Origin of the sequence: Falsiroseomonas sp. HC035 (genome assembly GCF_050563525.1) — a bacterium.
Classification (GTDB): domain Bacteria; phylum Pseudomonadota; class Alphaproteobacteria; order Acetobacterales; family Acetobacteraceae; genus Falsiroseomonas.
Window position 1 is genome coordinate 240,106 of sequence record NZ_JBNXUN010000002.1, and the last position, 20,575, is coordinate 260,680.

Annotated in this window: 18 protein-coding genes and 1 tRNA gene; 11 read left to right on the forward strand and 8 right to left on the reverse strand. The window is 70.9% G+C overall.

All coding sequences use genetic code 11. From position 1 onward, the window contains the following. Positions 1-3: 3 nt before the first annotated feature. From ACLF3G_RS05565 to ACLF3G_RS05580, 4 genes are read right to left on the reverse strand one after another with little or no spacing between them, the layout of a single operon-like run. Entirely contained in the window at positions 4-1,356 is a 1,353-nt protein-coding gene (locus ACLF3G_RS05565; RefSeq protein WP_430668349.1) for a cytochrome P450, read from the reverse strand. After that, a complete protein-coding gene (locus ACLF3G_RS05570) occupies positions 1,353-2,981 on the reverse strand; it encodes a Dyp-type peroxidase (protein ID WP_430668350.1) in 1,629 nt (542 codons plus the stop codon). The genes ACLF3G_RS05565 and ACLF3G_RS05570 overlap by 4 nt, the downstream gene beginning before the upstream one ends. 13 nt (positions 2,982-2,994) lie before the next feature. Further along, positions 2,995-3,948 (reverse strand): hypothetical protein, encoded by a 954-nt coding sequence (locus ACLF3G_RS05575; RefSeq protein WP_430668351.1) that lies wholly within the window; start codon positions 3,946-3,948, stop codon positions 2,995-2,997. Positions 3,949-3,963: 15 nt separating this feature from the next. Further along, positions 3,964-4,611 (reverse strand): hypothetical protein, encoded by a 648-nt coding sequence (locus ACLF3G_RS05580; RefSeq protein ID WP_430668352.1) that lies wholly within the window; start codon positions 4,609-4,611, stop codon positions 3,964-3,966. A 212-nt stretch (positions 4,612-4,823) separates the two neighbouring features. Between ACLF3G_RS05580 and ACLF3G_RS05585 the strand changes: the two genes are divergently transcribed. The 11 genes from ACLF3G_RS05585 to ACLF3G_RS05635 all read left to right on the forward strand — a co-directional run bounded on the left by ACLF3G_RS05585 (position 4,824) and on the right by ACLF3G_RS05635 (position 16,913). Beyond that, complete coding sequence (locus tag ACLF3G_RS05585) at positions 4,824-5,501, forward strand: GntR family transcriptional regulator (RefSeq protein WP_430668353.1); 678 nt, start codon at positions 4,824-4,826, stop codon at positions 5,499-5,501. Then, positions 5,498-6,475, forward strand: coding sequence for a Bug family tripartite tricarboxylate transporter substrate binding protein (locus tag ACLF3G_RS05590; RefSeq protein ID WP_430668354.1), 978 nt, complete (start codon positions 5,498-5,500; stop codon positions 6,473-6,475). Before ACLF3G_RS05585 ends, ACLF3G_RS05590 begins: the two co-directional genes overlap by 4 nt. After that, on the forward strand, positions 6,472-7,230 hold the full coding sequence (locus ACLF3G_RS05595; protein ID WP_430668355.1) for an RraA family protein: 759 nt from the start codon (positions 6,472-6,474) through the stop codon (positions 7,228-7,230). Before ACLF3G_RS05590 ends, ACLF3G_RS05595 begins: the two co-directional genes overlap by 4 nt. After that, positions 7,230-8,426: a mandelate racemase/muconate lactonizing enzyme family protein gene (locus tag ACLF3G_RS05600; protein ID WP_430668356.1), complete on the forward strand. Its 1,197-nt coding sequence runs from the start codon at positions 7,230-7,232 to the stop codon at positions 8,424-8,426. The genes ACLF3G_RS05595 and ACLF3G_RS05600 overlap by 1 nt, the downstream gene beginning before the upstream one ends. 75 nt (positions 8,427-8,501) lie before the next feature. Next, complete coding sequence (gene selD / locus ACLF3G_RS05605; RefSeq protein WP_430668357.1) at positions 8,502-10,640, forward strand: selenide, water dikinase SelD; 2,139 nt, start codon at positions 8,502-8,504, stop codon at positions 10,638-10,640. Positions 10,641-10,642: 2 nt separating this feature from the next. Further along, positions 10,643-10,858, forward strand: coding sequence for a hypothetical protein (locus ACLF3G_RS05610; RefSeq protein WP_430668358.1), 216 nt, complete (start codon positions 10,643-10,645; stop codon positions 10,856-10,858). Then, entirely contained in the window at positions 10,855-14,019 is a 3,165-nt protein-coding gene (gene fdh, locus ACLF3G_RS05615) for a formate dehydrogenase (RefSeq protein ID WP_430668359.1), read from the forward strand. Before ACLF3G_RS05610 ends, fdh begins: the two co-directional genes overlap by 4 nt. Beyond that, a complete protein-coding gene (locus ACLF3G_RS05620) occupies positions 14,016-14,912 on the forward strand; it encodes a 4Fe-4S dicluster domain-containing protein (protein WP_430668360.1) in 897 nt (298 codons plus the stop codon). Before fdh ends, ACLF3G_RS05620 begins: the two co-directional genes overlap by 4 nt. Further along, positions 14,909-15,814, forward strand: a complete 906-nt coding sequence (nrfD, locus tag ACLF3G_RS05625; protein ID WP_430668361.1) for an NrfD/PsrC family molybdoenzyme membrane anchor subunit — start codon at positions 14,909-14,911, stop codon at positions 15,812-15,814. The genes ACLF3G_RS05620 and nrfD overlap by 4 nt, the downstream gene beginning before the upstream one ends. Beyond that, positions 15,811-16,110, forward strand: coding sequence for a hypothetical protein (locus ACLF3G_RS05630; protein ID WP_430668362.1), 300 nt, complete (start codon positions 15,811-15,813; stop codon positions 16,108-16,110). The genes nrfD and ACLF3G_RS05630 overlap by 4 nt, the downstream gene beginning before the upstream one ends. Further along, entirely contained in the window at positions 16,107-16,913 is an 807-nt protein-coding gene (locus ACLF3G_RS05635) for a formate/nitrite transporter family protein (RefSeq protein ID WP_430668363.1), read from the forward strand. Before ACLF3G_RS05630 ends, ACLF3G_RS05635 begins: the two co-directional genes overlap by 4 nt. An 11-nt stretch (positions 16,914-16,924) precedes the next feature. On the opposite strand, the gene ACLF3G_RS05640 is transcribed toward ACLF3G_RS05635, so the two are convergent. The 4 genes from ACLF3G_RS05640 to selA all read right to left on the reverse strand — a co-directional run bounded on the left by ACLF3G_RS05640 (position 16,925) and on the right by selA (position 20,509). Beyond that, on the reverse strand, positions 16,925-17,119 hold the full coding sequence (locus tag ACLF3G_RS05640) for a hypothetical protein (RefSeq protein WP_430668364.1): 195 nt from the start codon (positions 17,117-17,119) through the stop codon (positions 16,925-16,927). Between the two features lie 78 nt (positions 17,120-17,197). Then, positions 17,198-17,291, reverse strand: a tRNA-Sec gene (locus ACLF3G_RS05645). A gap of 6 nt (positions 17,292-17,297) precedes the next feature. Then, complete coding sequence (gene selB / locus ACLF3G_RS05650; RefSeq protein WP_430668365.1) at positions 17,298-19,178, reverse strand: selenocysteine-specific translation elongation factor; 1,881 nt, start codon at positions 19,176-19,178, stop codon at positions 17,298-17,300. After that, the gene (gene selA / locus ACLF3G_RS05655) at positions 19,175-20,509 is read right to left on the reverse strand and encodes an L-seryl-tRNA(Sec) selenium transferase (RefSeq protein WP_430668366.1); all 1,335 of its coding nucleotides are present in this window, start codon (positions 20,507-20,509) and stop codon (positions 19,175-19,177) included. The genes selB and selA overlap by 4 nt, the downstream gene beginning before the upstream one ends. Positions 20,510-20,575: the final 66 nt, after the last annotated feature.

The following is a 20,575-nucleotide window of genomic DNA, read 5'->3' on the forward strand; positions in this document are numbered from 1 at the left end:
CGGTCAGATCGAGTCGAAGGCCACGGGGAAATGTACGGGGAAGGGCGTACCTGCGCCATCCACCGGGCCGGTGCGCCGCAGGCCCTGGCATCGGAGCAACGGCTTCAGCAGTTGCGGGATCACGGCCTGGTTGATGTGCGCGCCGAAGCAGGTGTGCATGCCGTAGCCCCACAGGATGTAGGCATGCGCGGGGCGGTCGGCGCGGAAGGTCTCGGGCTGGTCCAGCGCGATGGGATCGAACATGGCGGAGAGGTTGGCCGCCAGCACCATGGCGCCCTGCGGCACCATCCGCGCGCGCAGCGTACCACGCGCGATCATCGTATCTCGCACCGCGCGGCGATAGATGAAGGGATTTACGGGGTCGAAGCGCAATGCCTCCCACAGCACGCGGGCCAGGGCCGCATCATCATCCTCCCGCGCCGCCCGCTGCGCAGCCGCCAGCGCATCCGGCCGATCCAGCAGCGTGTCCAGCGCCTTGACGCTGGCCTTGGACAGCGTCGGCACCAGGCCGATGAGCAGTCCGATCAGGTTGTTGCGAATGCGGAGGTCATCCATGCCAGGCGCGCCGGCCGCTTGCAGCGCCAGGCAGCGCGCCAGCACGTCGTCGGTACCGGCTGGCGCAGCCTTGCGTTCGGCAATCGCTTCGTCGAGGTAGGCGCGACAGGCGGCGGCGGCATCCAGGGCCGGGCGCGAGACCGCCTCCTCCCCCGCCAGGTCGACGAACAGGTACCAGAACATCCGCGTTGTCCATTGCGCCATTTCGGTGGCGGAGGGGCCGGGCGTGCCGAAGTAGGCGCCGACGAGGCCGGTCAGCACCGGCAGTGTCAGCGTCGCCGGTACATCGATCCGCCCGCGACTCGCCGCGACGATGGCCGCCGCCTCGCGCGCGACGTAAGGCACCACGACATCGGGGAGATCCGTGCGCCGAACCGCGAGGCGCATGTTCGAAACGTCCCGCGTGTAGGCGGCGCTGTCCTGCATGCCGAGGAAGAAGTTCTCGCCGGCGGTAATGGCACGCATCTTCGGCTCGTAGACCACGGCGAAGTCGGATTCGCGCTCCAGCACCTCCGTCACGTCGGCATGGCGGGTGACGATGACGGTGCCGGTGTTCTCATAGGCCGCGATCAGGCGGCGCGACAGCACCAGGTTGGGCGATGTTGCGCGCAGCAGCGCGAAGATCCGGCGCTGGTTCTCGGTGGTGCCGAGCAGTGCCGCGATGCGCGCGGCACGGCCCTCCGCACCGCCATAGGCACGCGCGCCACGCACGGCCAGTCGTCCCGCGGCGCCGAGCGCGGCGCCCGCCATGCGAAGCCTGATCCCTGCCGCGCTGGCCGCACTGCCCAGGAAGCCGCTCATGTCGGGTCAACGATACCAGCGGCGATCATGCGCAGCGCGGTCATGCTGGGCACGAAGAAGTAATCGCCACCGCGGGTCTCCACGAACTGCGGCAGCCGGTCGCAGATGAAGGGCGGCTTGCCGGAGGCCGGGTCCGCGGCGATCACGAACTTCGCGTCTGCGCCGTGGTTGCCGACGATCGGGCAAGTGTCGTTGCCGGTGTTGAAGTCGAGGCCGTACTGCATCCATTGCTGCTGGATGAATTCGAACTGGCGGAACAGGTTGGCGCAGGTAGCCAGCATGACGATCCCGTGGTCGCCCTCATCCGTGGCCGCGCCTGGCTCGGCATGACCATAGGGCAGGCCGCGCCGCAGAATTCGCCGGCGGTTGTTCAGCACGGAGCCATTCCACTGCTTCGGATCCGGTGCGTTCAGCAGCGGGTCCATCATGTCCCGCGTGTTGGACCGGCGCAGATGCGAACCGAACGGGCATTTCGCGCCGAGCGGATCGCCGCGGTAGCTGAAATCCACCAGCGCCCGGTCCAGGGCCGCCAGCGTTGCATTGTCACCGGCACGCATCGCCGCATCCCGACGGTCCCGGAAGGCCTGCCACTCGGCGTAGGTCGCGGCCGCCATCAGCGGCACGCCGTCGGACCAGCGGCCGGCGATCTTTGCCTTCAGCGTTTCGCAGGCTTCGTGCTGCGGCATCTCCATCACCACGGCGAACTGCACCGCCATGCGATCCATGCTGTCGCGGAAGGCGGCGACGTTCTGGTGCAGCTTGCGGTAGGCGATGAAGGTGCCGTTGCGACTGAAATCCAGCGGCATCGGGTTGCCGGCAATCTCCTGCGATTCATCGGGGTGGCCGAGCAGGAACTCGCCGGTGGCGAGGGGCGCCCAGCTCTGGTCGGCCAGCATCTTTCCCTGGCCGATGACGGCAGTGGCCATGCGGTCCGGCGGATACTGGCCCTCGAACACGGCATCGCCGATGGCGTCGACGAAGCCGAAATGCTCGGTCGGCAGCGGCACCATGCTGCCGTCCGGCTGCGCCTCCAGCAGCGCCGACAGGTCCTGCCAGCGCGCGTCGGGGCCGCGGTGGCCGGACAGCAGGGTGACGCCGCCCTCGGTCGCCTCGACCAGCGCCTCGATCTCCCGGGTCAGTTCATCCAGGCGGTCGACCGGCGTGCCGTCCGGGTTCATCTGCGCGTTCAGCGTCAGCAACACATGCACGCGCCGGCGCGGGTCGTCCTGCCACAGCCAGACCGGGTCCCAGGCTTCCGAGATGGCACGCGGAAAATTGTCGCACAGGATGTCGGCACGGGCAGGCATGCCATCGATGAACTCGTCCGGCATGCCGCGCAGCGTGCGGATGGGCACGCCGAGCGCCAGCAGGCCCCAGAAGGTGAAGGCGACGTTCACCGCGACCCGGGGCCGCTTCTGATAGATCGTGCCGGGCGGCTGCGGCCGGCGGTCCGAGGGCCAGCGCAGCGCGGTGGTGACGTAGGGCCGCACCATGTCCAGCAGGTTGCGCCCGGCGCGGGCGTTGGCGACGTGCAGCAGCAGCATACGCCCCTTGGGGAAGCCGAGCCGGCCATAGGCGGTCAGCACGTTGCCCTGGATATCCGCCAGGTCGAGGGTCACGGGCATGCTCATCGCCTCCTCAGCACCGCACCACGCCGGGTTTCTGGGTCGGCGCCGCCGTGTCCTGCGGCCGATGCGCCACGAGGAATTCGCCGAAGGCCGCGTGCAGCGCGGCCGGGCTCGCGCCCTGTGTATCGATCGCCAGTCGCGTGAACTTCTGCTGCAGGTACAGCGCCTTCAGCACGCCCGGCAGGTCCGAATGCGGGGCGGTGGGGAAAGGGTGCGCGGCGGCTGCGTTGATGCGGCCATAGGCCCACCACAGGACCAGCGGCAGCGCCACCAGCCCGGCCAGCGCCAGCAGCCAGAGATCATCATCGACGATCAGCCCGCCGAGCACGCCCAGCACCAAAGCGGCCGCGGCGATAATGGCCGGCGCCAGCAACGGCTTCAGCGGCAGCGGCGACAAGGGCGGCGCGCCGGTCCAATAGTCGTTGAATGGCATCGTCGTCTCGACCTGGCAGTCCCGCATCAGGCGCACGAAGCCGGCGGCATCGGACAGCCGCTCATGCCCATCGCAATGCATCAGGATCTCCCGCAGTTCGTCCTGCGCGACCGACCACAGATGCGCGAGGTATGCGTCGCGGGTGGCCTCGCTGCCATCGGCGGCGTCGAAATCCAGCACGAAGATCAGGTAGGAACAGGGTAGCCGGTCAACCGGGTCCGTGACGTTGGGCTGCGGCGAAAGCTTCAGCGCCACCTTGATCGGGTCGCGCTGCCCGCGCCCGTTGAAGGCGACGTCGTCCAGGATGGCGAAGCGGGCGAAATGCGTGCGGGTGCTGCGGGCGAAGGGACTGTTCAGGCCGATCTTTTCCGTCGCCGGCGTCTGCAACGCCGTGGGCAGCGCCGCCAGCGTCGCGCGCAGCTCATGCAGGTGCGAGGTCACCGTCGCCGCGGTGCGCGGATCGGCACAAAGACCGCTGCGGATCGGGATCAGCGTGGTGAGGAAGTAGTGGCCGCCGTCGAAGTTGGGCATGTCCGGTGCTCCGCCTCAGGTGGGAGGGCGGCGGATCAGCGCCTCCCGGTTCAGGTCGGCGTTCTGCGTGTCGTTGCTCGCCACCGGCGCGTAGCCGTGGGACGGCAGGTCGTTCTGCACCGCGACGAAGGCAAGGCGGAACGCTGTGGCGAATTCCTCCGGCGTCAGCGTCGCATGCTGCCGGGCCAGCGATTCCAGCGCCGCGCGCACCCGCAGCGCCGCCTTGATGTCGCGCTGCGCCGCGCCCGGGGTGGCGTTGTAGTAGTAGGAGGTGTCGATCTGGTTGGCGCGGATGTAGGTCTTGAAGGGCGTGATCGGGATGGAACCCGGGTACTTCGTGCTGGAATACCAGAACAGGTCGAGCCCGTTCGGGATGCCGTCGCTGAAGGCATCGATGTACTGGTCCCAGGTTCCGTTGAAGTTGCTGACGAACAGCATGTAGTCGTTGGCGATGGTGGGCTTTCCTTGGCCGAGATCGGGCCACTGGTCCCGGCGGATCATCACCCAGCGGGCGAAGTGGATGATGGAAAGGCCAAGCAACCCGCCGAGCTGCTGCGGCTGGGTGCGCGCCACCATGAACAGGAAGCGGTTGATCCAGGTCTTCCACGGCCGCATCGGGGTGACGACATTCATCCCGTAGGCCTTGCCCGCAACGTTCGACATGGGCGCCTCTCGTTCCCGAAGCCGCTACGCTATCGCGACGGCCGATCGTTGCAAGGCAAAAGGCTTCCTGCACGCCTTGCGCGAAACCGACTGAAACACGGGCCGCAATGCGCGAAACCCAACGATGGGCCCCTTCCACGGACCGTCAGAGGCCGGCTGTCGGCGCCGAGTCCGCTCTTGCATTTTATAAAATCTAATGGGCAGGATGCAGCATGGCCCTCCCGACCGCCTCCACCCCCGCCTATGCCATCCTGCGCGACCGCCTGCGCCTGGCGATCCTCGACGGCAGCTGGCCACCCGGCACCCACCGCACCTTGGGTGCGCTGGCGCTGGAACATCAGGTCTCCATCAGCCCGGTGCGGGAGGCGCTGCTGTCGCTCGAGGGTGAAGGGCTGGTCGAGATTCGCCAGCATCGCGGCGCCATCGTCCCGCTGCTCGACGCCAAGCTGTTCGCCGACCTGTACGACCTGCGCGGCGCCCTGCAATCCCTGCTCGCCCGTCGCGCCGCGGAGCGGGTGACGGCTTCGGAGCTTGCCGGCATCGCCACCCACGCCACGGCCTTCGAAGCCGCCGCGAAGCGCGACGACGCCGCCGCGGCGTTGCGTCACAACGAGGCTTTCCACGCCGCCATCGACGGCGTCGCCGCCAATCCGCAGGCGCAGGCCGTGGTCGCCGCGCGCACCGCCTTCGTCAACGCGGTCCGCCTCCGCCTCGGCTACGGTCCGGCGCGCATGCTTGCCGCCGCCCGCCAGCACGAGACGATCCTGCAGGCACTGCGGGACCGCAATCCGGAAGCGGCCGCGGAAGCCGCCTTCGCCCATGTCGAATCCGCCAAGCGCGACCTTCTGCAACGGTTTGCCGAAGAACAAGGAAGGAAACCCATGCCATGACCATCACGCGCCGGCTGCTGCTCGGCACCACAGCAGCGGGCCTCGCCGCGCCCCATGTCGCGCGGGCGCAGGGCTGGAAGCCGGACCGGCCGCTGCGCCTCATCGTCGGCTTCGCGCCGGGCGGCACTGCGGACCTGGTCGCGCGGCTGGCGGTGGCGGAGATGGCGAAGGCTCTTGGCCAGAACGTGGTCGTGGAAAATCGCGCGGGCGCCTCCGGCAACATTGCGACCCAGGCCGTGGTGCAGGCGCCGGCGGATGGGCACACGCTGGCGCTGGCCGGCCTGCAACTGGTGACGAATCCCGGGCTGATCGCGCAGCTCGGCTACGACCCGGCGAAGGACCTGCAGATGTGCGGGCAGCTCACGGCGCTGCCCGTGGTGGTGATGGCCAGCGCCAGATCCGGCATCACGACGATCGAGGAAGCGGTGGCCCGCGCCAGGGACCGCGGCGTCACCATCGGCACCGCCGGCGTCGGCACATCGTCCCACCTCGGCGCGGAGCTGCTGTTCCGCACCGTCGGCGGGCGGTTCGAGGGGGTGCAGTATCGCGGCGGCGCGCCGGCCCTCCAGGCGCTGCTGTCAGGCGACGTTGAAATGATGTTCGACCTGGTCGCCAGCTATCAGGCGCCAGCGGCGGCGGAAGGCCGCGTGCGCATCCTGGGCGTCATGCAGCAGGACCGCGCGGAGGGCATGCCGGAGGTGCGATCCTTCGGCGAGGCGGGGCTTCCCGTGGCTGCACAGATGCGGTCCTGGCAGGGCATCTGCGTGCGCGCCGGGGCACCAGAAGGCGCAGTGGCCGCGCTGCATGCGGCGACGGTGGCCACGGTGCGGTCGCCGGCCTTCTCCGATCGGGTCCGGGCGCTGTCCATCGCCCCCGCTGCCAGCGAAAGCCCCGCCGCCTTCGATGCGCTGTACCGCGCGGAACTGCTGCGCTGGACCACGCTGATCCGCGAAGCCGGGATCACCGTGCAATGAGCATGCAGGACCCCGCGGCGCGGCTGCGCGCTGAAGTCAAGGCGATGCGGCTGGACTGGCTGGTGGCGGACCGCGAGGCGCGGACGCTCGTCTCGCTGCCGATCCCGGAGCAGGCGCTTCTCGACCGCTACGCGCAGCTCTACACCGGCGCGGTGTCGGACGTGCTACGGGAACATGCGCTGATGGACCAGGCGCTGCCCCACCGCATCCAGCCGCTGCGCCCGGAACAGCCCTGCACCACCGGCTTCGCCTTCACTGCGAAAAGCGCGCCGAACACCCAGGTGACCGGCGAGATGACGCTGCGCGGCGCGATGCTGGAGGCGATGGGCGACGGCCACTTCGTGGTCTGGGATGCCGGCGGCGCGGAGGATTCCACCGCCTGGGGCGGCGTCATGACAGCGGCGGCCAAGGCGCGCGGCGTGCGTGGCGCGGCCATCGATGGGGGCGTGCGCGACACGCGGCAGGTGATGGATGCCGGATTCCCCTGCTTCGCCCGCTTCCGCCACCCCAACGCCGCGCTCGGCCGCGCCATGTTGTCGCATTTCCAGATCCCAGTCCGCATTGGCACGGTCATGGTGTACCCCGGCGACATCGTGGTGGCCGACATGGACGGCGTCATGGTGGTGCCGCGCGCCCTCGCGCTGCCGGTGCTGGAACGCTGCGAGGAGATCCTCGGACTAGAGAAGGAAATCTTCGGCTGGATCGAGCAGGGCGATTCCGTCGCCGAGATCAGCGCCAAGGGTGGGTATTTCTGATGGGGCCGCGCATCACCGCCGTCCGCACGCATCTGATGCAGGCCGGACCGCTCGGCGTCTCCGGCTGGGGCGACGTGAAAAGCAGCATCACCACGGGCACGCGCAACTGGCTGTTCGTGACGGTGGAGACCGATGCCGGAATCACCGGGCTCGGCGAGGGCAGCGGCTGGCCGCGCGTCGTGGAAACCGCGGTGGGCGATCTGGCCCACATCGTCATCGACCAGGACGCCTTCGATATCGAGCGCATCACCCAGCGCATGACCGTCGCCATGATGGGCCATGGCATGAGCGGCGTCGTCGGCCAGGGCGCCATCGCGGCGATCGACATGGCGCTGTGGGACATCAAGGGCAAGGCGCTCGGCGTGCCGGTGTGGCAGTTGCTCGGCGGGATGATGCGCGACCGCATCCGCGCCTACACCCACGCCTCCACGCCGGAACAGGTGAGGGACGCGGTCGCGCGCGGCTACACGGCCATCAAGACCGGCGGCGTGGCGAACCCGGTGGCGAAGGCGCATGCCATCCGCGCCGCCATCGGCGACGACTGCGACCTGATGATCGACCTGCACGGACCCCCCTGGCTGAGCCTGCCTGACGCCATCAGCATCAGCCGGGAGCTCGGCAAGCTGCGGCCCCTGTTCGTCGAGGAACCGCTGGCCCCTGAGAACATCGAGGGCTACCGCGCGCTGCGCCGTGCCGTGGAGGTACCGCTGGCCGCCGGCGAGCGACATGGCGGGCTGCACGGCGTGGCTCCGCTGCTGTTCGAGAACCTGGTGGACGTGATCCAGCCCGATTCCGGCCGCGCCGGCGGCCTGACCGGGATGCGCAAGCTGGCGGCGATCGCGGAGGCGCGCTTCGCGACGGTGGCGCCGCATTCCGGCTCGCTCGGCCCGGTGGCGGAATTCGCCGCGATCCACCTGCTGGCGGCGATCCCGAACGCGCTGATCCTGGAACGCATGGATCCGGATTGGCCGGGGCGCAGCCAGGTGATCAACGGCGCGGCGCCGCGGATGGTGGATGGGCATGTGATGGTGCCGGATGCGCCCGGCCTCGGCGTGACGCTGGACAAGGCCTTCGTCGCGGCCAACCCGTCGCTGCGTAATGTCGGCCTGCCATCCGGCGGCTGGCCGAGGGGGACGGAGACGGCGACGCTGTACAACCAGCCGCGCACGCCACGCGCCGGAATCCTGCCGGACTGAACGCGACGCCCCGGCCCGCGTTGTCCCTGCACCCCGCAACCTTGCCGGGTGCAACGGGGGAGTGCCGCGCTGGCCATGGTGGAGATCGAGCGGGAATTGCTGCTGGTCGGCGGCGGGCACGCGCATCTCGGCGTGCTGCGCCGCCTGGCGCGGCGCCCCCTGCCCGCCGGCCTCCGTGTCACGCTGGTCGCGCGGGAGGCGGAGGCCATGTATTCCGGGATGCTGCCCGGCCTGATCGCGGGCCGCTTCGCCGCCGAGGATTGTGTGGTGGATCTGCCGCGCCTGGCCCGCGCAGCCGGTGCGCGATTCCTGCGGGCCGAGATCGCCGGCCTGGACCTCACCGCAAACCATGTCCTGTGCGCCGGCAACCGTACGCCGCTGCGCTTCGACCTGCTGTCCCTGAACACCGGCGCCGCGCCCGCACTTGTGCCCGGCGCCGCCGAGCACGCGCTGGTGCTGCGGCCTTTCGATCGCTTCCTGGCCGGCTGGAAAGCCCTGCGTGGCACGAACGGTCCACTGTGCCTGGTGGTGGTGGGCGAGGGCGCCGCCGGGGTGGAAGTGGCGCTGGCGCTTCGGCAGGGCCTGGGCGCCGCGCCCCGCATCGGCCTGGTCGGGCGCGGCGACGCGCCGCTGCCCGGCATGGCACCTGCGGCGCGCGCGGCGGCACGGGCGGCGTTGGTGGCGGGCGATGTCATCTGGCATGGCGGTGCCGCAGTGGCGCGCGTGACGGCACAGACGGTGGTGCTGGCCGATGGTCGCTCCCTGCCCTGTGACCGCGCCATCTGGGCCGCCGGCGCCGCCCCACCCGCCTGGCTGACGGACATCGGGCTGACGCGATGCCCGGCCGGCTTCATCGCGGTGGATGCGGCGCTCCGCAGCCTGTCGCATCCCCAGGTTTTCGTCGCCGGCGACCTCGCGACCGTGGCAGCTCACCCGCGGCCGCGCGCCGGAGTCTTCGCCGTGCGACAGGGGGCGCCGCTGGCGGAGAATCTGCGCCGTGCCCTCGCCGGCGAGGCGCCTCGCCCCTTCACGCCGCAGCGCCGCCACCTTGCGCTGGTCTCCACCGGCTCGCAGGCCATCGCCAGCTGGGGCAGCACGGCGCGCACTGGGCGCTGGGCGCTGCGGCTGAAGGACCGCATCGACCGGCGCTGGATCCGCATGCACGCGGAGATGCCGCCGATGGCGCCACGGCCCGCCCCACCCGCGGCGATGCGCTGCGGCGGCTGCGGCGCCAAGCTGGCCGCGCCGGTGCTGTCGCGCGTGCTCGCCGCGCTGCCTGGCCTGCCACCGCCGGACGACGCCGCGCTGCTGCACCTGCCGGAGGTGCCTGGCCGCACCCTGGTGCAGACCGTGGACATGTTCCGTGCCCCGATCGACGATCCCTTCCTGTTCGGCCGCATCGCCGCCAACCACGCGCTTGGCGACATCGCCGCGATGGGGGGTGAACCGCGCGTGGCCCTCGCCATCGCGGCGCTGCCGCCAGCGGCGGAGGCGGTGCAGGAAGCCGACCTGCTGGCGATGCTGCGCGGCGGCCAGCTTGTGCTGGAAGCCGCCGGGGCACGACTGGTCGGCGGCCACACGGCGGAGGCGTCGGACGCCATGCTCGGCTTCGCCGTGACCGGGGAGGTCGCGCAGCCGATGCTGCGCGCCGGCCTGCGCCCCGGCGACGTGCTGGTGCTGACCAAGCCGCTCGGCACCGGCACGCTGCTCGCCGCCGCCATGCAGGGCGCCGGCCGCGCGGCCTGGGTGGAAGCCGCGCTGGTCGCCATGCAGCAGAGCCCTTTCCCCGCCAGCCGCATCCTGCGCGCCCACGGCGCCACCGCCTGCGCCGACGTCACCGGCTTCGGGCTGCTCGGACACCTGCTGGAGATGCTGCGCGCCTCCGACGTTGGCGCGGTGCTGGATGCGGAGGCCGTGCTGGCGCTGGAGGGCGCGGAGGCGATGCTGGCCGCTGGCCACCGCAGCACGCTCGACCCTGGCAACCGCGCCGCCGCGCTGCCCTTCCTGCATGGCGAGGTGGCGCCCGCGCGGCTTTCGCTGCTGCTGGACCCGCAGACCGCGGGCGGCCTGCTGGCCGGCGTGCCGGCCAGGCAGGCGGAGGCCTGCGTGGCAGCGCTGCGTGCGGAAGGCTATGCCGCGGCGGCGATCGGCCAGGTTGAAGAACAGACCCCCACGATTCGCCTGCAACTCACGCGCATGAACAGGGTTTCATGATCATGCGAACCATCGTGGGTACGATCTGCATCGTCCAGGAAAGCCGCTTTCGGCTGCTGACCGCGGTGGGCCGGGGCCTGCACTTCGTGCTCGCGCACAACGCTAATCTCGAACCGCAGGATCTGCCGGCGCTGGCGCATCGCCAGGTGCGGGTGGACTACGAGCCCGCGCCCGGCCTGCGCGCCCACATCGCCCACGTCCTGGAGGCCACGCCATGAGCAAGCCGCCGATTCGTCGTGCTGCGCGCGCCCTGCGCGACTGGTCCGTGCCGCGTCAGCTCCGCGGCGCGCCGCACAAGACAACGGCCGCCGAAAGCGAAGCCTCCCGCACGCTGCGGCCACGGATGGAACAGGCCGACAAGATCGGCACCTCCATCTGCCCCTACTGCGCCGTTGGCTGCGCGCAACTGGTCTACGCGAAGGGCAACAAGCCGATCCACATCGAAGGTGATCCGCGCAGCCCGATCAACCAGGGCACGCTCTGCCCGAAGGGCGCCGCCACCCTGTCCCTGCTGACCAGCCCCGAGCGCATCGACACATGCCTGCACCGCGCGCCAGGTGCGAAGCATTGGACGCGCGTCGATTTGGACTGGGCCATGCGGCGCATCGCGTACCTCACCAGGCGCACACGTGACGAAGGCTTCGTTGGCCGGCTACCGGACGGCACGCGGCTGAACCAGACGCTGAACATGGGCTCGCTCGGCGGCGCCACGCTGGATAACGAGGAAAACTACCTGCTGAAGAAATTGTTCTCCGGTGGCCTCGGCATGGCCTTCGTGGAGAACCAGGCGAGGGTCTGACACTCCTCCTCGGTGCCCAGTCTGGGTACCTCCTTCGGACGGGGCGCGGCGACGCTGCCCCAGTGGGACCTGGCGCGCGCGGACTGCGTGCTCGTCATGGGCTCCAACATGGCCGAGAACCACCCGATCGCGTTCCGCTTCGTCATGCAGGCGAAGCAGAAAGGCGCCACGGTGATCCACGCCGACCCGCGTTTCACCCGCACCAGCGCCATGGCGGACATCTACGCGCCGCTGCGCGCCGGCAGCGACATCGCCTTCCTCGGCGGCATCATCCGGCACGTGCTGGAGAACGACCTCTGGTTCCGTGACTTCGCGCTGCCCTACACCAACCTGTCCACCATCATCGACGAGGAATATCGCGGGCCGGAGGATCTGGACGGGCTGTTCTCCGGCTGGTCCGAGGAAGGCCGCCGCTACAGCCCGACGAGCTGGCAGTACGAGGGGATGATGATGCCCTCCTCGCTCGCCGAGGCGTTCATCGAGGCGGAGGGCTTCTGCGAGGCGGTAAAGCGGCTGCATGATGGACCGACGCCGAAGGACGAGACGCTGCAGCACCCGCGCTGCGTCTACCAGATCCTGAAGCGCCACTACGCCCGCTACACGCCCGAGATGGTGGAGCGCGTCACCGGCTGCCCGCGCGACGTCTTCCTGAAGGTGGCGGAGGAGATGGCGCGCAACAGCGGGCGGGAGCGCACCGGCACCATCTGCTACGCCGTCGGCTGGACGCACCACAGCACCGGCGTGCAGATGATCCGTGCCGCCGCCATCCTGCAGGCGCTGCTCGGCAATGTCGGCCGCCCCGGCGGCGGCATTCTGGCGCTGCGTGGCCACACCAGCATCCAGGGCAGCACGGACATCCCGACGCTGTACGACATGCTGCCGGGCTACCTGCCGCAGCCGCACGCAATGAAGCCGCACGGCACGCTGGCGGACTACCTGAAAGCCGAGACCAACCCCACGGGCTGGTGGCACAACTTTCCGAAGTATGCCGTGAGCCTGCTGCGTGCCTGGTATGGCGCTGCCGGCAACGCGGAAAACGGCTTCGGCTTCGACATGCTGCAACGCATGACCGGCGACCATTCGCAGTTGCCGATGACGGTCGCGATGCGCGACGGCATCATCAAGGGCCTGTTCGTGATGGGCCAGAACCCGGTGGTCGGCGGCAGCAACAGCCGCCTGGTGCAGCGCGGCCTGGCGCAACTCGACTGGATGGTGGTGCGCGACTTCGCCGAGACCGAGACCGCGAATTTCTGGCGTGACGGCCACATCATCCGCGACGGCGAAATGCGCACGGAGGATATCGGTACCGAGGTCTTCCTGATGCCGGCCTCGCTGGCAGGCGAGAAGGCCGGCAGCTTCACCAACACGCATCGCCTGATCCAGTGGCACGACAAGGTGGTGCAGGCGCCGGGCGACAGCCGGTCCGAGCTGTGGTTCGCCTACCACCTCGGCCGCCTGCTGAAGGAGATGTACGCGGACAGCACGCAGGAGGAGGACCGGCCGATCCAGTCGCTGACCTGGGATTATCCGGTGGATAGCGAGGGCGAGCCGGATGCGGAAGCGGTGCTGCGCGAGATCAACGGCTACACCTGGCCGGAGAAGGTGCAGGTCAGCGGTTTTTCCGAGCTGAAGGACGATGGCTCCACCGCCTGCGGCTGCTGGATCTACAGCGGCGTATTCCCGGAACCCGGCCGCAACCTGGCGCGCGCGCGCAAGCCGGATGGCCCGGACGGGCCCGGCACGCATCTGGGTTGGGGCTATGCCTGGCCGGACAACCGCCGCACGCTGAACAACCGCGCCTCGGCCGATCCTGCTGGAAAGCCCTGGTCCGCGCGCAAACGGCTGGTCTGGTGGGACGAGGATGCGGGCAAGTGGGACAGCCCCGACAAGGTTGATTTCCCGCCGAACAAGCGCCCGGACTTCCAGCCCGACTGGGCGAGCAAGCCGGCCGGCATGGACGCGATCTCGGGCCACCAGCCCTTCATCATGATCCCCGATGGCGTCGCCGGGCTTTTCGTGTCCTCCGGCCTAAAGGACGGCCCGCTGCCGACGCATTACGAGCCGATCGAAAGCCCGGTGCCCAACCTGCTCTACGCACAGGACGCCAATCCCGCGGCGAAGCGCTGGGAGCATGCCGACAACCGGCTGCATGAAACCGGCGACCCACGCTTCCCGCATGTGCTGACCACCTACCGGCTGACCGAGCACCACGCCGGCGGCACGCCGACCCGCAGCGTCGCCACCACGGCGGAGCTGATGCCGGAAGGCTTCTGCGAAATCCCGACCGAACTCGCGCATTCCCTCGGTATCCGCAGCAAGGACTTCGTTGTGCTGTCCACCTTGCGGGGCGAGGTCGAGACGCGGGCGCTGGTGACGGACCGCCTGCGGCCCTTCCGCATCAGGAACCAGCTTGTCTGGCAGCTCGGCATGCCGTGGCATTTCGGTTGGGAAGGCATGGCGACCGGCGACATCGCCAACGTGCTGACCGCCGTCGTCGGCGACGTGAACACGGCGATGCACGAGAACAAGGCGCTGACCTGCGCGCTGCGCCCGGGCCGGCTGTGGCGGGGAGGGCGATGATGGATGGCGGCCTGGCGCATCGGCGCGTGCTGGAGCACACCGACCTCGACCCGCAGAAGCCGATCCCGCAGGAATCGGAAATCACGGCGGGCTGCGTCATCGAGCCGGGGAAAAGCTACGGCTTCTTCACCGACACCACGCTGTGCATAGGCTGCAAGGCCTGCGAGGTGGCCTGCAAGGAATGGAACAACCTGCCCTCCGAAAAGGGCCCGATGACCGGCCACAGCTACGACAACACCGGCGAGCTGGGCGCCCACACCTGGCGCCACGTGACGTTCCTTGAGCGGCTCGAGGGCGCCACGACCATGCCGCCCTACCAGTCGAACTGGCTGATGATGTCCGACGTCTGCAAGCATTGCAGCCCGGCACCCTGCCTGGAGGCCTGCCCGACCGGCGCCCTGTTCCGCACCGAATTCGACACCGTCGTGGTGCAGCAGGATATCTGCAATGGCTGCGGCTATTGCGTGCCGGCCTGTCCCTTCGGCGTGGTCGAACTGGCGAAGGAGGATGGCAAGGCGCACAAATGCACCCTTTGCTACGACCGCCTGAAAGGTGGCCTCGAGCCCGCCTGCGCCAAATCCTGCCCGACGGACAGTATCCAGTTCGGTGAGCTGTCGGACCTCATCGCGCGCGCCGAGCTGCGCGTCGAACAGCTGCATGAACAGGGCCAGCCGAAGGCGTATTTGTACGGCACGCCGGACGGCCCCGGCACCGGCGAGGGCCTGCACCACCTCAACGCCTTCTTCCTGCTGACCGCGCAGCCGGAGCTGTATAACCTGCCGCCGAAGCCGACCCGCCCGGCGCGCAACGCGCGGCCTTCCTTCCTCGCAGGCCTCGCGACGATGGCGGGGCTGGCGCTGGCGGCAGCACTGGTAGGAGTAGGGCGCAGATGAAGCGTTGGAACGGCGAGACCTATCACGGTCGCCAGGTCGCCAAGCCGAGCAGCTTCGACTGGAAGGTCTCCGCCTACATCTTCATCCTCGGCGTCGCCGGCTCCGCGCAGGTCATCGCCGCGGTGGCACGCCCGAACCGCAGCCTGGTGCGCCAGGCGCGGCTGCTGGCGCTCGGCGGCAGCATCCTCGGCCCGCTCGTGCTGATCCAGCACCTGAAGACGCCGTCGCGCTGGTTCAACATGCTGCGCATCGTGCGGCCGACCTCGCCGATGTCGCTGGGGTCGTGGTTGCTGACCGCCTTCGGCGGGCTCAGCGCGCTAACCGCGCTCGGCAGCGTCTTCGGCCGCCGCTGGCCCCTCGCGCGCCGCGTGTCCGAGGCGACGCAAGGTCCCGCCGCCATCGCCGGCGCCGGGATGAGCGTCTACACCGCCTCGCTGCTGTCCTCGACCAGCACGCCGCTCTGGGCCGCCGCGCCGGCACCACTCGCCGTGCAGTTCGGCAGCGCGGCGATGGCCGGCGCGGCTTCCGCCCTGGCCCTGATGCAACGCCGTGGTGGGGAGGACGAGATCGCGCAGCGCCTGGAACGCCTGGCGCTGCTGGCCGGCGGCACGGAGATGCTGGCGAGCCAGGCGGCCAAGGCGCAGTGGCAGCGCGCAGGCGTCGTACCACGCGGCACGCCGAACGCGCTCATCAAGGGCGGCGGCACGATCGCCGGCGCCGTGCTGCCCTTCGCCGCGCATGTGGTTGGCCGTGCGCTGGGTGGCCGGGCGGAGAAGCTGCTGCCGGAGGCGGCGTCGATCGTCATGCTGCTCGGCGGCGCCGCGATGCGCCATGGCGTGCTGACCGCCGGCAATGCCAGCGCCCGGCGACCGGGCGACGTGTTCCGGACGACGCAGCGATGAACGCGGAGGCCTCCGCACGGCGGGTTGCGCTTGCGGCGCTTGATCGCCTGATTGCCGTGGCGCCGCCCAGCACCGTGGAGGAAGCCATGCACGCCCTGAAGTCCGTGGTCGCGCTGCGCGACCTGCAGGTGGCGCGACGCCGCGCGGATGGCGCGTCGGCGGACCTCGACCGGCGCCTGGCCTGCACCAACGCCGTGCTCAGCCTGACCTGGTCCGGCGCCGTTCCCATCATGGGTTTTCGCACCGAACGACTGCAGGAGGCGCGTGCCGCACTTGCGGCGTGCGACGCCGCATGAGCGAGACCTCCCCCGGCGAGATCCGCCCGCCGAAGAAAATCGCCATCGCCACCCGCGCCAAGGGCAAGACCAAGGCGGAACTCGATGCGCCGGTGCTGCTGATGCTGGCGCTGCTGGCCGGTGCCTACATCGCCTTCGGCGGGCTGTTCGCAATGACGGCGCTGGCCGGCACCTCCGATGCCCTGCCCTTCGGACCGGCGCAGGTGCTGGCGGGCGTGGTGTTCTCGCTCGGCCTGATCCTGGTGCTGCTCGGCGGGGCCGAGTTGTTCACCGGCAACACGCTGCTGGTTGTGGCCTGGGCGGAAGGCCGCGCCGGCTTCGCGCCGATCCTTTGGGCGCTGCTGCTGGCCTACATCGCGAACTTCGTCGGCTCCATCGCCATCGTGCTGCTGGCCTTCGCGGCCAACCTGCACATGGCGGGCGATGGCGCCGTGGGGGCGGCGGCGTTGGCCGGGGCGACGCGCAAGGTGGAGCTCGGCTTCGGCGCGGCGCTGGCGAGCGGCATCCTGGCGAACATGCTGGTCTGCCTGGCGGTATGGCTCGCCTTCGGCGCGCGCAGCGCGGCGGACAAGGTCCTGGTCATCATCCCGCCCATCGCCGCCTTCGTCGCCATGGGGCTGGAGCATTCGGTCGCCAACATGTCGCTGATCCCGTTCGGCTGGCTGGTGCAGGGCAGCACGGGGCCGATCGGCCTCGGCAGCTTCCTCGGCAATCTGGTGCCCGTCACCATCGGCAACATCATCGGCGGCGCCGCCATCGGCCTGGCCTATTGGTTCGCCTACCTCCGGCCGCAGCAGGAGTAGGCAGCGCCGCCTCAGCTCTGGCGGGCGGTCACCGCGTTCATGTAGGCGACCGCGTTGTAGTAGCCCTGACGCAGAAGACCCACGACGAAGGTGTTGGTGGGCACACGCTGCGGCACAGGTTCCGGCGCACGCGTCGCTGCCGGTGCGGCAGCCAGCCGTGGGCTGAAGGTGACGATGCAGGCTTGGGAGATGGGTTCGTCGCTCATGGGCCGAGAATACACGGCTTCGTGAGGCGGTATAGCACAAAGTTGATTAGAGCAGAAGATCAACCCTGGATTGCTGGCTGGCGGAGGCGGATGGGAATCGAACCCACCATCCGGGTTGAGCGGATCGCCGGTTTTGAAGACCGTGGGGGCCACCAGGCCGCCTGTCGCCTCCACGGCTTCAACCGCCCGGCACGGCATCCGGTTCCGCCACGATATGGCGCCGGTCGCCAGCGCGCCGCGTCAGCCCCTCCGCATCCAGCCGTTCCAGCAGCGGCACCGCGAATTTCCGGGAGATGCCCAACAGCCGCCCGCAATCACCCACCAGGAAGCCCTCGGCGCGGCCGCCGTAGGCCTGCCGCAGCGCCACCCGTGCGCCGGCGATCGCGGCGCGGTGGAACAGAACTTCCCGCTTCTGCACCGCATCCGGGGCACGCACCAGGCGGCCGGTGCGAACCAGCAGCGCCACGGCCTGCGCCCGCGCCCGCTGCCCCGCCACCACCGCCGCCGCGTCGGGTGGCGTCAGGCCGGCCTCCCGGAAGCTGGCTTCGGTGGCCTCGAGCAGGCTGCGGGCGGCCTGTGGCAGCAGCGCCAGCGGATCCAGGCCATGCCGTGTGAAGCGGCCGGCGGCAAGGTCCAGGCGGCGCGCCGCGACCAGCCGCGCCAGCATGCCCTCCACTGGCGCCCCGGCGGGCAGGGCGGCGCGCAACTCAGCCAGGCCCGGCCCCGGCTCGGCGGGGTTGTCCAGTTGCGCCGCCTCCACCGCCGCCACGGCCGCGGCTTCCAGTGCCGTGCACGCCTCCCGGTGCAGCAACAGGCCGCCCGACAGCCGCACCGCATCCGGCAGAATGAGCGAAGCTGGCAGCACACCCGCGACGCGCGCCAGCGCCGCCGCCGTCGCGCCCCGGGCGCCCGACGCGCGCAGGCGCGATGCCGCGGCATCCAACGGCCCCGCCGCCGCCATGGCCGCCAGCAGCGCTGCATCCCGCGCTGAACGGCGCGGCGGCGCCGGGTCCAGCACCAGCCCGCCACCCACCGTGCGGGACGGGCTGGCCAGGCGCAGCACAAAGCGTTCGCGCACCGGCATCGCCAGCGGCGCATCCAGCCGAAGCTGCGCCACCGCCGAATCTCCGGGCGCCAGCATCGCGCGGTCCAGCAGATGCAGCCGCGCGCCGACCTCCGCCGTGCCGGCCAGCAGGCGCAGTGCGGTGCCACGCGGCAGCGCGGCCGGCGCGGAGGCCAGCAAGTCCACCCGCACGTCCAGCCGCCGTGAATCGACCAGCAGCCCCGGCGCGGCCAGCGCGCTGCCCGGCGGCACCTGCTCCACCGTCACCCCGCGCAACGCCACCGCCACGCGGCGGCCGGGCGAGGCCTGTTCCACCGCCGCGCCATGCATCTGCACGGCGCGCACCCGCGCCGCGGTGCCGCCGGGCCAGATTTCCACCTCGTCTCCCACCCGCAGCGTCGCCCGACGCAGCGCGCCGGTAACGACGGTGCCCGCGCCGGGGCGGGAGAAGGCACGATCCACCGGCAGCCAGGCGCCTTCGGCCGCCTGCACCTCCGCGCGCGCCAGCCCTGCCAATGCCGCGGCCAGTTCCGGCACGCCGTCGCCTGTCACGGCGGAGGTTGCGGTCACAGGCCATTCGCCCAGGCCCAGCCGCGAAAGCAGTGCCCGCGCTTCAGCCTCGGCCGCCGCCCGGTCCTGCACGCGATCGCAGCGCGTCAGCGCCACCACGCCGCGCGAAACGCCGAGCAGCGCCGCGACCTCCGCATGTTCCACCGTCTGCGCCCGCACGCCTTCCGCGGCATCGACACACAGCAGGGCCGCCTCGATGGCGGTGGCGCCGGCGACCATGGTGCGCAGGAAGCGCTCGTGTCCCGGCACGTCCACCAGGTCGATCTCGGCATCGTCCCGCAGCAGGCGGGCAAAGCCGAGCACGATGGAAATGCCGCGCGCCTTCTCCTCCGGCAGCCGGTCCGTCTCCGTGCCGGTCAGCGCCCGCACCAGCGCCGTCTTGCCGTGGTCGACATGGCCGAGCACGCCGACCAGCGCACTTCTCATGCGAGCGCCGCGCGGATGGCGGCGCCCAGCACCGGCATCTCGTCCTCCGCCACGGTGCGCAGGTCCAGCAGCAGGCGGCCGCCGGCGATTCGCGCCATCACCGCCGGCTCGCCCTGGCGCAGCCGGGCGGCCAGCACCTCGGCCGGTCCGGGCAGCGCCAGCAGGCAGCTCGGCAGTTCGACCGCCGGCAGCGATCCGCCACCAACCAGGGAGGTGCCGGGCACGATCTCGCCCTGCGGCAGCAGCGCCAGAAGCCGCTGCGCACGCGCGGATACCTCCGCCACTGGCGCCGTCAGCATCGCCAGCGCCGGGACTGTGCGCACGACCGTCTCCGGGTCGCGATACAGGCGCAGCGTCGCCTCCAGCGCCGCCAGCGTCAGCTTGTCCGGCCGCAGCGCCCGCATCAGCGGATGCGCCGCCAGCCGCGCGATCACCGCCGCCCGCCCGAGCACCAGCCCGGCCTGCGGCCCGCCGAGCAGCTTGTCGCCACTCGCCACCACCACATCGAAGCCCTGCGCCACTGCCTGTGCCAGCGTCGGCTCCGCCGGCAGGCCATACCGGGACAGATCGACCATGGCGCCGCTGCCGAGGTCGACCACCGACAGCAGCCCCCTCTCCCGCGCCAGCGCCGCGATCGCCGCCGCATCCGGCAGCGCCGTGAAGCCGCGCATGGCGAAATTGCTCTGGTGGACGCGCAGCAGCAGGCGCGTCGCGGGGCCGATCGCTGCGGCGTAGTCGGACAGGCGGGTGCGGTTGGTGGTGCCGACCTCCGCCAGCGCCGCGCCGCCCTGGCGGATCACGTCCGGGATGCGGAAGCCGCCGCCGATCTCGACCAGCTCCCCGCGGGAGACCACCGCCTCCCCGCCCGCCGCCAGCGCCGTCATCGCCAGCAGCATGGCTGCGGCGCCGTTGTTCACCACCAGCGCGGCCTCAGCGCCGGTTAGTTCGGCCAGCAGCGCGCCGCAGGCGGCGTGACGGTGGCCGCGGCGGCCGGTCTCAAGGTCCAGTTCCAGGTTGCAATAGCCGCCGGCCAGCGCCGCGAATGCGGCCTGGGGCAGCGGTGCGCGGCCGAGATTGGTGTGCAGCACGACCCCGGTGGCGTTGATGACGCGGCGCAGGCCGGGCCGGGCCGCCGAATCCAGTGCCGCCGTGGCCGAGGCGAAGGCACGTGGCGCGGAGAAACCGATGCCGGATTGCCGTAGCGCCGCCAGCTCCGCTCGCAACGCCGCCACTACCGCCGGGCGCGGATGCCGCGCCAGCAGGGCCGCCCCCTCCGGCATGGCGAGCAGCCGGTGCAGGGCGGGCAGGGCGCGCGGGTTGAACTGGTCCATTACGGGCATGACGGTCCAGCCACGCCGGGGTTCCCGCAACCATTGCTCGGCCGGCGCTTTATCCGG